The organism is Celeribacter sp. HF31, from assembly GCF_011806455.1.
GTDB lineage: Bacteria > Pseudomonadota > Alphaproteobacteria > Rhodobacterales > Rhodobacteraceae > Celeribacter.
On record NZ_JAATOT010000005.1, the window covers coordinates 1 to 13,767 of the forward strand.

The 13,767-nt window shown below is 57.2% G+C and carries 12 protein-coding genes and 1 pseudogene; 2 read left to right on the top strand and 11 right to left on the bottom strand.

Annotation, left to right across the window (positions count from 1 at the left end):
- Positions 1-127: 127 nt before the first annotated feature.
- Positions 128-2,209, bottom strand: coding sequence for a DEAD/DEAH box helicase (locus HCZ23_RS11550; RefSeq protein ID WP_167601895.1), 2,082 nt, complete (start codon positions 2,207-2,209; stop codon positions 128-130).
- 10 nt (positions 2,210-2,219) lie between these two features.
- Positions 2,220-3,074, bottom strand: coding sequence for a DUF1837 domain-containing protein (locus tag HCZ23_RS11555; protein ID WP_167601896.1), 855 nt, complete (start codon positions 3,072-3,074; stop codon positions 2,220-2,222).
- 433 nt (positions 3,075-3,507) lie between these two features.
- On the opposite strand from HCZ23_RS11555, the gene HCZ23_RS11560 reads away from it, so the two are divergent.
- Positions 3,508-4,119 carry a LysE family translocator gene (locus tag HCZ23_RS11560; RefSeq protein WP_167601897.1) on the top strand — a complete coding sequence of 204 codons (612 nt, stop codon included), beginning with the start codon at positions 3,508-3,510 and terminating at the stop codon, positions 4,117-4,119.
- A 227-nt stretch (positions 4,120-4,346) separates the two neighbouring features.
- Here the strand turns inward: HCZ23_RS11560 and HCZ23_RS11565 are convergent.
- The 8 genes and pseudogenes from HCZ23_RS11565 to HCZ23_RS11600 all read right to left on the bottom strand — a co-directional run bounded on the left by HCZ23_RS11565 (position 4,347) and on the right by HCZ23_RS11600 (position 11,272).
- Positions 4,347-4,978, bottom strand: a pseudogene (locus tag HCZ23_RS11565) (tyrosine-type recombinase/integrase).
- A 297-nt stretch (positions 4,979-5,275) separates the two neighbouring features.
- Positions 5,276-5,614: a RidA family protein gene (locus tag HCZ23_RS11570; protein ID WP_167601898.1), complete on the bottom strand. Its 339-nt coding sequence runs from the start codon at positions 5,612-5,614 to the stop codon at positions 5,276-5,278.
- Between the two features lie 9 nt (positions 5,615-5,623).
- Positions 5,624-7,015, bottom strand: coding sequence for an NAD(P)/FAD-dependent oxidoreductase (locus HCZ23_RS11575; protein WP_167602228.1), 1,392 nt, complete (start codon positions 7,013-7,015; stop codon positions 5,624-5,626).
- Entirely contained in the window at positions 7,005-7,313 is a 309-nt protein-coding gene (locus HCZ23_RS11580) for a (2Fe-2S)-binding protein (RefSeq protein WP_368487348.1), read from the bottom strand. The genes HCZ23_RS11575 and HCZ23_RS11580 overlap by 11 nt, the downstream gene beginning before the upstream one ends.
- Positions 7,288-8,388 carry an FAD-binding oxidoreductase gene (locus HCZ23_RS11585; RefSeq protein WP_167601900.1) on the bottom strand — a complete coding sequence of 367 codons (1,101 nt, stop codon included), beginning with the start codon at positions 8,386-8,388 and terminating at the stop codon, positions 7,288-7,290. The genes HCZ23_RS11580 and HCZ23_RS11585 overlap by 26 nt, the downstream gene beginning before the upstream one ends.
- A gap of 64 nt (positions 8,389-8,452) precedes the next feature.
- Entirely contained in the window at positions 8,453-9,451 is a 999-nt protein-coding gene (dctP, locus tag HCZ23_RS11590) for a TRAP transporter substrate-binding protein DctP (RefSeq protein ID WP_167601901.1), read from the bottom strand.
- A 43-nt stretch (positions 9,452-9,494) separates the two neighbouring features.
- The gene (locus tag HCZ23_RS11595) at positions 9,495-10,805 is read right to left on the bottom strand and encodes a TRAP transporter large permease (RefSeq protein ID WP_167601902.1); all 1,311 of its coding nucleotides are present in this window, start codon (positions 10,803-10,805) and stop codon (positions 9,495-9,497) included.
- Positions 10,802-11,272, bottom strand: coding sequence for a TRAP transporter small permease (locus tag HCZ23_RS11600; protein ID WP_167601903.1), 471 nt, complete (start codon positions 11,270-11,272; stop codon positions 10,802-10,804). The genes HCZ23_RS11595 and HCZ23_RS11600 overlap by 4 nt, the downstream gene beginning before the upstream one ends.
- 113 nt (positions 11,273-11,385) lie before the next feature.
- Between HCZ23_RS11600 and HCZ23_RS11605 the strand changes: the two genes are divergently transcribed.
- Positions 11,386-12,315, top strand: a complete 930-nt coding sequence (locus HCZ23_RS11605) for a LysR substrate-binding domain-containing protein (RefSeq protein WP_167601904.1) — start codon at positions 11,386-11,388, stop codon at positions 12,313-12,315.
- Between the two features lie 590 nt (positions 12,316-12,905).
- On the opposite strand, the gene HCZ23_RS11610 is transcribed toward HCZ23_RS11605, so the two are convergent.
- Positions 12,906-13,766, bottom strand: a complete 861-nt coding sequence (locus HCZ23_RS11610) for an EamA family transporter (RefSeq protein ID WP_167601905.1) — start codon at positions 13,764-13,766, stop codon at positions 12,906-12,908.
- Between the last annotated feature and the right edge of the window lies 1 nt (position 13,767).

Genomic DNA, 13,767 nt, shown 5'->3' on the forward strand with positions numbered 1-13,767 from the left:
CTGAAACTGTGATCGCCAAAAGAGTGCAGGATGGGCCCGTGACTCGGAGCAAGGGGTGGATTCCGGACCTTCGCTGCAAATGCGAAAACTGGCACGTCGACTGCCTATGCGTTTAGCCGAACCACCTTCACAAGGCTTGCTGCAACCACTCACACTCAAATTCTGATAGCGCTGCTTTCGGGTTGTGAATGGCTTCGTACAAACGGTTCCTCAAGGTCGTCTTGGTGTCACCGTCAACGTAGAACGCCTGCGAAATCTGAATTGGTACCCCTTCCTCGTCCAACTCCTTGAGGATTTCCGGCTGAAACCAGCTGCCGATGCTGCCAAGAAACAGACTGTAGTCGGCTTGTGGCGAGGATTGGCGGACAAATAGCTCTACCAATGCAAAGTTCTGCGGCAAACCATACTCGCAAGCCCGCAAAAATTTGAAGATATTGTCTCGGTTTTCCGGTTGGCCCTTGTAGCTCTGATCTTGGTCCAGAAGGAAACTTTTTAGACTTGTTGCCTTTCGAAGTCTGTCGATAAGTGTAGCAAGTTGTCTGGTATTGAACGCTCCAAAAGAGCCGACCTTCTGTTGAGAACAGAATACATCACAGACTTCGAGAATCTCGGGCCATCTTGGCCAGTTTGCCCAAATCAATCTGTCGCTCTCTTCAAGGGAGCGGATTACTTGCTCTTTTATAGCTATGGCTGTTTCCAACCCGATTGAAGACGCCAGTTTAAGTTCGTCGCCCTCAAGACCTAACCTATCCCGGTAGTAACGAAACCGGTCATCTGACCGCTTTGATCTATCCAGTTTGTCGATATGTACGATGTACTCGTCAGGTAGCTCGTCATCCTCTGAAAACAGTGTTGGGCTGACTTCCAGTTCTGTGTGTTCAGGGATATCATTGAAGACCATAACTTGGCCTACGTGATGTTGTCCGAGCCGCCCAGCGCGCCCCTTGATATTTGAGTAGGTGAAGAAGTCATATGAGTCCCGGTTAATCTTTTTATCATAGATCATGACGGTCTTTGCAGCCGTGTTGACGCCCTCAATGAGCGTTGAAGTACAAAGCAGTATGGGCAGTTTACCTTGATTGAAGAGGCGAACCATTTGTGCGGCAATTGCTCGGGGAATGCGGCCATGATGGACGCCAAACCCATAGTAGACTGCCAAAGACAGAAAGTTGTTTTGCCCAATATTGTTTTTCAACCAAACAGCGAAGTCGCTTGTGTCTTCTGCCACGGCCATCTTTGCAGAAAGCTCGATTGCGAGTTTGTTGGCCCGGCCCGGTGACGAAATGAAGACAAGCGCAGGCCAGTTCCTATCCTCGCCAATTTCTTCAATCAGACGTTCGCGTTTGTCCGATACCCCTTGAAGGTCCAAGGTCTCTACTGCGACGGTGGAAAACCGAGTCCTCAGAAACTCAAAGTTCCACCGGGAATCTGGCGCAACTGATATTTTGTCGATATTGGGGCCAAGAAAAAAGAACTGCTTAGACTGCTTGAGCAAACGGTAAACCGCAGCGTTGAGTGTGATGCTGCGCTCGTCACGCCTGTCGGGATCAAGTTTGTAAAACTCGTCAACAACAGTGAGGTCCAAATCTCCCAAATCTTCGCGGTATATTAGTCGTTCTTGGGTCCCTAAGAAAATGGTCGGTTCGTCCGTCGATGTTTCACTCTGATGCATCACAAGCTTGAATTTTTCCGAAAAGCGTTCCCGAAAGCGCCTTCTGAATTCATCGAGTAACGCAATCGTCGGAAGTACAACCGCCACACGACGATAACGTTCCGTCGAGAGTAGGGCGTCGATCAGTAGGCTTTTTCCAAAACTGGTTGGGGCGCTCAAGATTAGATTTCGCCCCGCAAGGAGCGCATCCAGAGCTTTGACCTGTTCACGGTGAAACGTTACCCCGCCCAATTCAGGTGCAGTTACAGCCTCAGCGACAAGCGCGTCTGTCTCGTCCGCAAACTCAGTTTCGATATAGTTCCACAGGCCCGTGGACCGGGCCAGAGAGCTAACCAGTGGCCGATAGCTTAGGAGTTCTTCGTGGTGCCTGTCCAAAAGGTCAGCAAGTCTTGGGACAACCTCAAGCAAGCTTGGATCATCGGCGTCGGTTGACTGAATGGCGAACGACGCTGCTTGCAATACTCGAAAGGTTTCGCGCTTCAAATCGGAACCGGCTAGCGCATTCAGATCATTCCAGTTGATATCCAGAACGGGCATTTCTTACACCTTAATCAATTTGAAGCCCTTTGAGGCGGTCATCGAAGGCTTTGTTGAGCGCATCTTTGTCGGCCAATGGGACGTAAATGAGTTTGAGTCTTATTTTTTCAGCCAGCCCTGACGCCTTCAGTTTATCCCACAAGGCGTACATTTCGTCAGTCACCTCGGCGCTGTAGCCATCGTTTGCCGATACGTGGCTTGAAGTCGCGTCGCTATTTGCAGCAATCAAAACGGGGAAAACTGCACTCCCAATTAGTTCGTCTAGAGAAGCTTCGGCAGACAGAAGTTTCTTGATTTTCGCGCTGTGCGGAATGTCATTGGATACCTGTGGTCCAAGCAACAACTTTTCATTCTTGAGGAAACCCGCCGTGATGTGGCCTTTGATGGATGCGATTGCATCCTTGATAGCGTCGTTCCGGTTTTTGAAAAATTTCGCTTCACCCAGCCAAAGCTCTATACTGTCACCGTTGACGTACCGCACATGAACCAAGTCAAATGCCTTTACCGGATCGTTTGATGCGCTTAGGTAGTTCACCCTAGCAGCGACAGGTATGGTATTGAAATAGGTCCGGCAAACAGCGTGAGCAGCAATCTCGCCTACCTCGCCACGCCGCTCATATTTTCCACTAGTATAAACCCTGGAAGCTGCCTGCTTTAGGCGAACAAATGTGTTGGTATGGTTCGTGTCGCGAAGTTCGTCAGATTTTAAAGCGTAGTCGATAATCCATTCAATCAGATTGTCAGCGAGACCAGAGCAACGCCATTCGGATAGTTCGAAGCCAGCGCAATAGCTCTCCCTGCTTTCATTAGCTTCGGTAAGTCGAGCTAGAATGCAATTGGGGGCAATTTCGTAAGGGTTTGACATTCAACACGCTGCTCTTGGTCTTATAATATAATTAGACTTTGCCATAAGACCTTCGACCCGGCAACTCGCAAGGGTTGCGCGCCCTGCTGTGTTGCACCCCGTTTCAATGATTTTGATGGCTCAGATCAGACAGCTCAACAAAACGACGTCCGTCCATCTCGCAGCGATCGCCTCTGCATTTATCGTTCTAGGAGGAAATAGCAGCGTCCCGAATGTTGCGATGCGGCATTCGAGCATACGTTGAATGTCTGGTTTGGGCCGTCAGCGACCCTGCGCGAGGGGCGACCAGGCGCTTGGCTCTGCGGCACAGCAAAGGTCGGGAACGAGCCCAAAGTGTCGGATGCTGCGGAGCGCACGAACGGCGGCTCTTGCGCGATGATGTCTACCACAGCAAAGTTGCTATGCAGTCTCCTCAAACGCACAGGATTTGGCCATGACAATTGAGCAGCTTCTCATCTTCCTTCCGGCCGCGCTGCTTCTGGGGGCATCGCCAGGAGCTAACAATCTGCTGGCCTTCACTTCGGCAACGAAAGCCGGATGGCTTCGAACTGCCAAAGGCATCTTCGGTCGGCTGGCGGCATGGGCAGTGCTTGTCTTCTTGGTCTCTTTGGGTCTCGACGTATTACTCCGTACGTCCGAGGTTGCCTTCATCGCTCTGAAGTGGATCGGCGTTTCGTATTTACTCTACCTCGCATGGCAATTCTGGACTGCGGATGTGTCCACGGAGATCGAAGTTCCAGAGGTATCGACACTGATGCGTCGGGAGTTTTTGACGCTGATGGGCAACCCCAAGGCCTATCTCTTGCTGACCGCCTTCCTTCCCCAATTCGTGAACGACGGTTCTGCCCTAATGCCGCAGCTCTTCGCGCTTGGTGCGCTTTACCTGCTGGTCGAAGGCGTAGCTGCGCTTTTGTGGGTTTCGGCAGGAACTCTCGTCGGAGCGCATGCCCTCACTCCTCTTCGACGCAAGATCATCAACCGCGCCTCGGCCGGATTGATGGGGACTGCTGCTCTCCTGCTCGCGCGAACCGAAAAGGCAGCATAGCGTCGACAAGCGGATGCTCACATCGTTCGAGTGGACGACAGCTTCGTCCCGCACTGCCGACTTTCAACCACGGATAATGCTGCACGATGCAACCGATGTCCGGTTCGGGGAAGCTGCACCGTAGCGACAGGCGTGCTGGCCAATGGCAGCTGTGGGCCGGGACCAGTCATCCGCTGGACCTGGCGTGAAGGTCAGTTCAGGGCCGTCCGTGAAGACGGCCCATGCTCCTAAATTTCGATAGCTTCGGCGATCGCCAACGCACTTCAAGCTCGACGCCGAGGTACCTGACAGTGCTGTCCATCTTGGTGTGACCCAAAAGAAGCTGGACTGCCCTGAGGTTGCCAGTCTTCTTGTAAATCTGCGTCACCTTCGTGCGCCGCATCGAGTGCGTGCCATAGGCGCTGGCCTCCAGACCGATGGATGTCACCCAGTCACGCACAATTCGCGCGTACTGGCGGGTCGAGATGTGAAGCCTTTCGTGAAAGCGCCCCGGCCAGAGGTATTCGGATCCAATCATTAGCGGCTCCCGCATCCACCGAGCCAACGATGCTCGAGTGCCTTCAGAAATCTCGAAACGCACAGGTTTCTGGGTCTTGCTTTGCAGAACTGACGCGCGTTCTTTGATTTGGCCTGACGCCATGATATCGACCACCTTCATCTTCACCAAGTCGCAGCCGCGTAACTTGCTGTCGATGGCAAGATTGAAGAGGGCCAGATCACGATGGTTTTCGGCTAGCTCCAGCCGCACTCTGATCGCCCAGACATGCTTTGGCTTAAGCGGTCGTTTCTGGCCGACGATCCGGCCTTTGTTCCAGGCTGGGCGCAGCGCGCGGATGGCGGGTAAGTTTGGTGTTTCCATTACGGATCCTCCGATCCGCCGCGCCCTCCCACATCGACAACCCGACGTTGACAAGACATCATATCACATAATGCTGCGATGCATCCGAGGTCCGCAAGGAGCCCATCCTGTGAATTTGATTTCTCGCTGCGTGCGCTCGCAGCGCTACCATTGCGGCAGGCACACAGATATTCGCGCTGCCAGGCGGCGAGAAAACCAGCCATTCACGCAAGGCTAGGTAAGACTTAATTTATGAAACCGCTCAGCTTGGTCTGTTGCGAGGTCTCAAACCTTGTTCAACTTAGTCGAGGATGTCGATTAGTAGGCAGCGGTCACGATTATCTCGACCTTCAGTTCCGAGCGGGCAAGCTTTGCTTCGCCGCAGGCGCGCGCGGGGGCGTGGCCCTCAGGAACCCACGAGTCCCAGACGGCGTTCATCTCGGCGAAATCTGCCATATCGGCGAGCCAGATAACCACCTGCAACATCTTCGCGCGCGATGACCCGGCCTTTTCCAGAAGGGCGTCAACACGCGATAAACAGTCGCGGGCTTGCTCTGCGACGCTGGCCCCATCCCCGACCTGACCGCATAGATACGCGACCCCGTTGTGCTTGACGATCTTGCTCATTCGCGCACTCGTCTCGATCCGTTCAATCATAAAGGCCTCCTATTCAGCCGCGTCTTGTGTAGTTTCGTCCATAGCCGCGAGTTCGCTCAGAGTCACCGGTTTGAGAGGGGGACGGATACGGTAGTAGCCTGTCTCATCCGCAGATTGTCCGTTGGCATCGGCCAGCAGCGCCGTCACCGTCAGCCCGCAATAGCGGCCCTGACAGGGGCCCATGCCCGCACGACCGAAGGCTTTGGTCTGGTTCGGGCCAAGGCACCCGAGTTTTGCATAGCTGCGGATGTCACCGGCGGTCACTTCTTCACAGCGACAAATCACAGTGCTGTCTGCTGGGGTCAAAGCCGCATCAAAGGGGGGATAGGCCGCATCCAGAAACGGGCGGACGGCCAATTCCCCGGCCAGAGCGCGACGCAGTGGAGCGGCCTTGCGATCGCGGTCTTGTGTAGAGAGGCGATTGGTCTCTGCGGCGATCTTCAGGGCTGCCAACTGGCCCGCATATTCGGCAGCCTTTGCGCCGCCAATCCCCGCCCCATCGCCCGCGATAAACACCCCGGCGGCGTCGCTTTCTCCCCATGCGTCAAGCACGGGTGCAAAGGCCGCCTGAGGCGCGTCCCAGATGTGAGAAACACCAAGCGATCGGGCCGCCTGCGTATTGGGCACAACGCCGTGATGCAGAAAGACCGTTTCGCACGGAATCCGCTGCTTGCGGCCATTGTGGGTGAAGGTCACGGCCTCGGCCTTGCCTTCACCTTCAACGGCGATCTGGGTCGCGCCCGTGTAACGGGGCACCTTGGCGCGCTTGATTTCGGCGAGCATCTTCAAGCCTTTCGCCATGTAGGGCCAGCCCCGCAGTGCGCCACCCACATGCCGCAAAGCGCGGATCATATCGCCCAGGGTCTGGGTCTCAATCATCGCGGCAGGGGGCGTGCCCGCGCGCACCATCTGGGCCGCGATCAGGTAAAGCAGAGGACCCGCGCCCACCAGCACGGACCCTCGCGCCGCGACACCGGATTGTTTCAGCAATATCTGCCCCGCCCCGGCAGTCATCACGCCCGGCAGGGTCCAGCCGGGTATCGGCATGGGGCGCTCCAATGCGCCAGTGGCCAGCAGAACGCGATCCGCCTCGACTTGCGCGCCACGCCCTTCGCGCGTGTAGGAAATGCGGAACGCGTCCTCAATGGCCCAGACAACCGCACTGGTGATGTGATCAACGCCACTACGCCGGAGTTCCTCGGTCAGGCGTCTGCCATCGGTGTAATCCGCGCCAAGTATGGTCCCGCGCGCCGGTGACGCCCGATCTACATCGCGGTAAATCTGCCCGCCCGCGCGAGGTTGTTCATCCAGCACTGTAACACTCAGGCCCAGCTCGGCGGCCAGAGCGGCGGCGGCCATGCCAGCGGGGCCTGCGCCGATGATGGCGAGATCACGTTTCATTAGCATGTGCCCCCATTTCCTGAGGTCGCGTGATGGCCATACCTTCGGTCACCTCCAGCATACAGGCTTGGCGGGTCACGCCATCGATCTCGATCAGGCAATCAAAACAGGCCCCCATCATGCAGAACGGCGCGCGCGGCGCGCCCGAGACGGGCGTGTGTCGAAACACTTTGACCCCGGCCGCCAGCAAGGCGGCGGCCAGGTTTGCCCCCTCAGGCAGGCTGAGCGCTGTGCCGTCCCACGTCACGTCGACGCGGGGGGCGCTTTCAAGCTCAAGAAACGGTGAAGCGGGTTTCACTGAACACCTCCAGATCTGGTGCTGCATCGGTGCCTTCTAACCAGTCGGGCAGAAGGCGGGCATGGGCGGCGGCAAGGGTGATTCCGCTGTGACAGGTGACAAGATAAGCGCCCGGCATGTCGGGGCTTTCCTGATAGATCGGCAACCCGTCGGGAGACAGAATGCGCAAGGCCCCCCAGCTGCGCACCAGCTGCGCGCGCGCCAGGGCCGGATAGGCGGCGATGGCTTTGGCAGCAAGGCCTGACAGGCCCGGTTGCGTGACGCGATCATCAAGGCCGACTTCTTCGTTGGTGGCCCCGATCTGGATGCCCCCTTCGTCCACCTGCCGCGCAATCAGCGAGGGGCGGTTGATGAGTTTGGGCAGTTTCTCAGTGATCAGGACCTGACCGCGCTGCGGGCGCACGGGCGCTTTGAAACCCATCTTCGGGCCAAGCTGGGCGGCCCCGAGACCAGCGGACAAGACGACCTTGCCCGATGTGACGGTTGTGCCGTCTGCGCAGGTGATCCGAAAGCCATCCGGCTTTGTCACCTCGGTCACTGTTTTTCCGGTCAACACGCGCCCGCCCATCCGCCGTACATCTGCGGCCAGCGCTACCAGCAGCTTTAGCGGGTTTGCGTGGCCATCCTGATAATGCAGGATCGCGCCGACAACTTTCGGGCCGATATGCGGCTCTTCCTTGCGCAGCGCGTTGTGGCCGAGCACCTCGTAAGGATAGTCGCCGCCGAGCTGTGCTTTTAAAATCTCATATTTGGCAACGGTCTCCTCCAGCGTCTCTTCTGAGAAATGGAAGTCGTAGCCGCCGTTTTGTTCCAGTGGAATGGACTTGCCGGTGTTGCCTGACACCTCTTGTGCAAAATCGGCCCAGATCGCAGCCGATTGTTGCGACCATTGAGCATAGCGCGGTTGGTTCATCCCCTTGGACTGCACCCAGACCAGCCCAAAGTTACCTCGGCTGGCGCGGAATGAGCCGTCGTCGCCGTCCAGAACCGTCACAGTTCGTCCGCGCCGCAGCAACCCCCAGGCAACAGAGAGGCCGACAACTCCGCCTCCGATGATGGCATAATCGGTTTCCATGTGATCCGTTCCGATGGTGGGAAGAGGTGTCAGGGCAGCAGGTGCCGCCCTGACAAAATTTGGCTTAGTTGCCTGCGGCGGCAACCTTATCCAGGATTGCTTGGCCCCATTCGACGCCAACGTCTTCCAGTACTTGCGGCCAGACTTCGGCGCGGGCTTTGGCAGCCATGCCGGCCAGGTCATCCGCGCTCAGCTCGGCAACGGTCGCCCCCAGCTCGTCCACCAGACGCTGTTCGTTCTTGGCCTGATCTGCTTCGGCCACGTCCCAGCGGGTGGCTTCAAACGCGGCGGCTTGTTCTTTCAGCGCGGCCTGATCTTCCTCCGACAGCTCAGCAAGGCTGCCGTTGGAAATGATCATGTACCAGACCTCAAAGTGGGTGTTGGCGGGGATGTAGGTCTTGGTCACATCGCGGAACGAGGCATAGTAGCCTTCGGCCCCCGACCCGATCACGCCATCCACAACACCGGTTTGAACGGCTGTGAAGGCTTCGGAAAACGGGATGGGCGCGGGGATATAGCCCAATGCCTCGCCGGTCAGCTGGAAGCTTTTGATGCCAGGCACGCGCACTTTGATACCGTTTGGTTCGGTCGAGCCGGGATTGGCGTTCTCAACGTTCAGCGAGATACCACCGAAATAGACCGGATAGGCGGCCAGCATGGTGATGTCTTGTTCTGCATAAAGCCCGGCCATCACGTCGCGCACAACACCGCCCGGGCCATAAACCGCGCGGGCCTGATCCCAGTTGCCAGCCAGATAGGGGAACGAGCTGATTTGCATACGACGGTCAGCGGCCGCAGCTGCGGGCTGGGTTGCCATGTCGATTGCGCCCACGCTGATGCGTTCCTGAACGGTGGTGTAATCCCCAAGGGCGGATGCCGGAAACAGGTTGATGTTTACATCACCGCCCGTGGCCTCGGACACCGCTGCGGAAAAGGTGCGCAGTTCCACATCAATCGTGGCGTCTTGCGGGCGCACGTGGCTCATCTTTAGGTCTTGGGCTTGCGCGTAGCTGCCAAGCGCCATGAGGGCGGCAGTCGCAGTGGTTAGGAATGCATGTTTCATTTTAAGTCTCCTTGTTGGGGTGCATTTTTTGTTTGGGTTCGTTTCAGGGAGCTATGTCGTATCCAAAGAAGCGCGGCAGGAAGAGCGACAAATCGGGCCAGAGCGACGTCAGGAAAACCACGGGCACATAGCCAAACAAGATGAGCTTCATGGCCGGCGGGATGACCTTGGTCACCTTCACGTTGCCGATGCGCGCGCCCAGATAAAGGATCGAGGCATAGGGCGGGGTCACACCGCCCATGGCGGTATTGACGCCCATGATCGCGGCAAACTGCACCGGGCTTACGCCGATTGCATTCATCAGGGGCAGCAGCAGCGGTGCAATCAGAATGATCGCAGTCACATCGTTGACGACCATGCCGACGAGAAACAGCATGATGTTGATCAAGATCAGCAGCACGACCTTGTTTTCAGTGATCGAAAAGATGCCCTGAACCAGTTGCTGCGGGATGCTTTCATAGACGAACATCTGGGAGAGGATCATAGAAAAGAGGATCATCATCATGATCGCGCCCACCGCGGTGGCGGCTTCTTTGCCTGCGAGCAAGAAGTTTTCCCAACGCAGGCCTTTGTAAATCAGAAAGCCCACGGGCACCGCATAGATCACGGCAACGGCGGCGGCCTCGGTTGGCGTCATGACGCCACCATAAATGCCGCCAAGAATGATGACAGGCATCAAAAGCGCCGGGAAGGCATGAAAACCGCGCTTCGCGACTTCGCTCGACAATTCCGAGAAGGACGGTTTTTCGTCCAAAATCAGGTTGAACTTGCGCGACATGAAAAGGTTGATCACGGAAAACGATGTCATGATCAGCAGGCCGGGGCCGAGCGTGGCAAGAAAGCAGGCCAAGATCGAGGTATCTGTCACCCAACCATAAACGATCATCGTCACTGAGGGTGGGATCAACAGACCGAGGATCGAGGAGTTGGCAATCAGGGCGGTGGCGTATTCCCGGGGATAGCCGCGCTTTTCCATCTCTGGGATCAAGAGCGGACCAATGGCGGCAATACCTGTCAGACCAGAGCCCGAGATCGCGCCAATCACCGCACAGGACACTGCCGCAACCACCCCCAAGCCTCCGCGCACATGACCAATAAAGGCATTCACGAAGCGCAGAAGTGACGCGGCAATCCCACTTTCCGACATCACGGTTCCAGCAAGAACAAACAGCGGGATCGCGAGAAGCACCGGGTTGCCAAGCTGTTGCACACCCCACAGCATCATCCCCTTCATGGTCACACCGCCCATGAAATACATGACCATCAAGGCAGACCCGAAACAGTAGGGTAGCGGCACACCAAGGGTCAGCGTGATGACCAGCAAGGCAATAGCAAGAAGAGCAATCTCAATCATGCTGGTTCTCCGGATTGAAGGCTGCGGATATGGCGCACCAGATGTGACGCTGTGTAGATCATCATCAGTGCCAGACCGACGACCAACGCTACGTCTGAATAGAATGTCGGGATGTAAAGCGTCGGACTTTCACGCCAGACGCGCCAAGCATATTGGGTGTAGTCCCACGCCCAGGACAGCAGCCAAAGGCCAACGGTTAGGCTGATGAGCTCTCCGATGATGGCGAGGATCGTATGCCCACGATCCGTCTTGATGAAAATCTCGAGGACATTGGCTCGGATGTGAGTATTCTCGCGCGATGCGTTCACTGATCCGAGAATGTAGAGCCAGACGGTCGGATAGGCCATGGTCTCTTCAAGCCCCATGACAGGGACCTGCAATACATAGCGTGTAATGACCTGAACGAACTGACCCAAAGCCACTGATACGATCAGCGCCGTGAGTAGATATTTGGCAAATCTATCCATCTGTCCCCTATCCAGCAAGCGTTAGTGCCTAGGCCATCTGCCCATTTCACTGGACATTCGGCATAATTTCAATTTTATAATATCTCTAACATCATTAACTGAATTTATACCCTATGCACCTGTCTCTCCGACAACTCTCAACCTTTCGCGAAGTCATGCGGTCCGGCTCCATCAGTCAGGCCGCGCGGGCGGTCGGCCGTACCCAACCCGCCGTATCAACAATGGTTCATACCCTCGAAGATCAGCTGGGCTTCGCCCTGTTCTTAAGATCGCACGGCAAACTGACGCCCACACCCGAAGCCTATTTCTTTCTCGAGGAATGCGATGACATCCTTGGCCGTGTTGAACGCACAGAACGCACTTTGGAACGGATCAGCTCATTGCAATCCGGCAAGCTCAAAATCGCCTGCCACCCTGCCGCATCGAGCGTTTTTCTCCCGCGCCTCTTAACCGAGTTCATGAAAGACCGGAACGATCTTGATGTGTCCCTTATCATGCGATCTTCAGACGTAATTGAAGACCTAATCGCATCGCAACAGTACGATCTTGGATTTGCCGAGACGCCACAGCCGCGCGCGTCGATTCGGCAAACAGACTACGATCTGGAATGCGTTTGCGTGTTGCCAAAAGACGATCCTTTGGCGCGGGCAGAGATTATTACGCCGGGTGATCTGGATGGCCGCCCGATGGCCGTTCTTTTCGATGAGCATGGAACAGCCGTTCAAACCGAGGCCGCTTTCCGCTCTGCCGGATGCCACTTCAACAAGCGGATTGAACTTCGTACCTTTCTTCCTGGACTGCAGTTTGTGGCGGCGGGCGTTTGTGTGATGGTCTGCGATATGATCACGGCCTATAGCCATCTGGTACAGGCCCCGGAGAATGAAAGGCTGTCGATCCGGCGCTTCAGCCCGCACATATCGAACAGCATTTCAATCCTGACGCCTGGCTACGCGACGCAATCCATGGCAGGCCAGGCCTTTATAGGCGAACTTCACACCGCGGTAGAGCAGATGCAGGTCGATATCCGCGAGGCATTAAGGTAGTCGCGACTGAGCTGCACAGTTATGCAACTCAAAACGCTATCTGATGTGATGACATCGTGCCAATGTTCAATGTCTGCATTGGCGACATGAACTACATCGCAGCGACAGGAGTGCTGCAAGCGCATAGCGATGCTGCGTCAACGAAGTGCGAAAAACGATCAGCTGGTTTGTCCCGCACTGCGGACCTCGGGGCCCTGGACGATGCTGCGCGGTGCCATGAAGGTCCGGTATGGGGAAGCCGCTCTGCGGCAACGGTGAGCCCGACCAAGGTCGGCTCAGGGCCGGTCGCTTCGGTCGAGCAGGCTGCCGGTGAGCCATGCCTCGCTGCGCCCTAGCCGGACGTCAGCGAAGCGCAGGAAACAGACCCTGCAAAATCGCGAACTATGGTCGTTCTTAAGGACGTGAACCGGCCCATACCGGACCCTCAGCGCCCTGCTAGGATGCTGCAATCGCAGCCCGCATTGCTGCCATTCGCTGCAAACGCGAAGTCAGGAAGAGCCCGAACTCACACTGTGCGGGACGAAGCCGACTTTGCGCCGCGCTGCGTGAGCGTCCGCTCCCGCCGGATCGGAACATTTACGACTGCCCGCTCAGACCCTGACCAAGATCAATCCGCTCGCGATCATGGCCGCTGCGCCCCATCTCCACGGTCCACCGCGCTCGCCGAGGAGGAGCACGCCGATCAGCATGGCCCAGAGCACGCTCGTTTCGCGCAGTGCGGCGACGAGGCCGACCGGCGCTCGCGTGAAGGCCCAGACCGCAACCCAGTAGGAGCCGAGGGACAGGACACCGGCGACGAGCCCCGATCGCCAGGCCGGTCGCAACTTGCCGAAGGCCGCTCGGCCCCGCGCGAGCACTGCGAAGGCGCTCATCGCAATGCCATCCACCACGAACATCCACATCACAAAGCCCGAGGCGGTACCCGAGAGGCGCGCGCCAATAGTGTCGGCCAAAGTATAGGACGCCGTGAAGCCCGTCGTACCGAGCGCCCAGAGGATCGCGGTGCGGTTTGCTCCGATACCGCCGCCCCGCAGCGACATCGAGACCACGCCGAGCCCGATCAGGGCAATCCCGGTGGCACCGACGGTTCCGATCTCCTCACCGAGCGCGAAGACCCCGACCACGGCGACGATCAACGGGGCCGTGCCGCGTGCGATCGGATAGACATAGGAGAGATCGCCATGGGTGTAGGCCTGCACAAGGAAGAGCTTGTAGCCGGTGTGCAGAAGACCGGAGCCAATGACCCAGGGCCAAGCCGCCGCGGCTGGCAGGGGGAAGACCGGGATCAGGGACAGCGCCAGCCCCATCGACACCAGCGCGATCAGCAGCATGGAGGAGAAACGGTCGAGCCCGACCTTCACGATCGCATTCCAGCCCGCATGCATCAGCGCGGCCGCGAGAACGGCGAGGAATGTCAGCGTGTCGAGACCGCCGGCGGTCGCGGGATTCATC

What these genes read in the sequence shown, in the direction of transcription:
- HCZ23_RS11550 (WP_167601895.1), bottom strand. Translation starts at nt 2,209, where the DNA reads ATGCCCGTTCTGGATATCAACTGGAATGATCTGAATGCGCTAGCCGGT.
- HCZ23_RS11555 (WP_167601896.1), bottom strand. Translation starts at nt 3,074, where the DNA reads ATGTCAAACCCTTACGAAATTGCCCCCAATTGCATTCTAGCTCGACTT.
- HCZ23_RS11560 (WP_167601897.1), top strand. Translation starts at nt 3,508, where the DNA reads ATGACAATTGAGCAGCTTCTCATCTTCCTTCCGGCCGCGCTGCTTCTG.
- HCZ23_RS11570 (WP_167601898.1), bottom strand. Translation starts at nt 5,614, where the DNA reads ATGATTGAACGGATCGAGACGAGTGCGCGAATGAGCAAGATCGTCAAG.
- HCZ23_RS11575 (WP_167602228.1), bottom strand. Translation starts at nt 7,015, where the DNA reads ATGAAACGTGATCTCGCCATCATCGGCGCAGGCCCCGCTGGCATGGCC.
- HCZ23_RS11585 (WP_167601900.1), bottom strand. Translation starts at nt 8,388, where the DNA reads ATGGAAACCGATTATGCCATCATCGGAGGCGGAGTTGTCGGCCTCTCT.
- dctP (WP_167601901.1), bottom strand. Translation starts at nt 9,451, where the DNA reads ATGAAACATGCATTCCTAACCACTGCGACTGCCGCCCTCATGGCGCTT.
- HCZ23_RS11595 (WP_167601902.1), bottom strand. Translation starts at nt 10,805, where the DNA reads ATGATTGAGATTGCTCTTCTTGCTATTGCCTTGCTGGTCATCACGCTG.
- HCZ23_RS11600 (WP_167601903.1), bottom strand. Translation starts at nt 11,272, where the DNA reads ATGGATAGATTTGCCAAATATCTACTCACGGCGCTGATCGTATCAGTG.
- HCZ23_RS11605 (WP_167601904.1), top strand. Translation starts at nt 11,386, where the DNA reads ATGCACCTGTCTCTCCGACAACTCTCAACCTTTCGCGAAGTCATGCGG.
- HCZ23_RS11610 (WP_167601905.1), bottom strand. Translation starts at nt 13,766, where the DNA reads ATGAATCCCGCGACCGCCGGCGGTCTCGACACGCTGACATTCCTCGCC.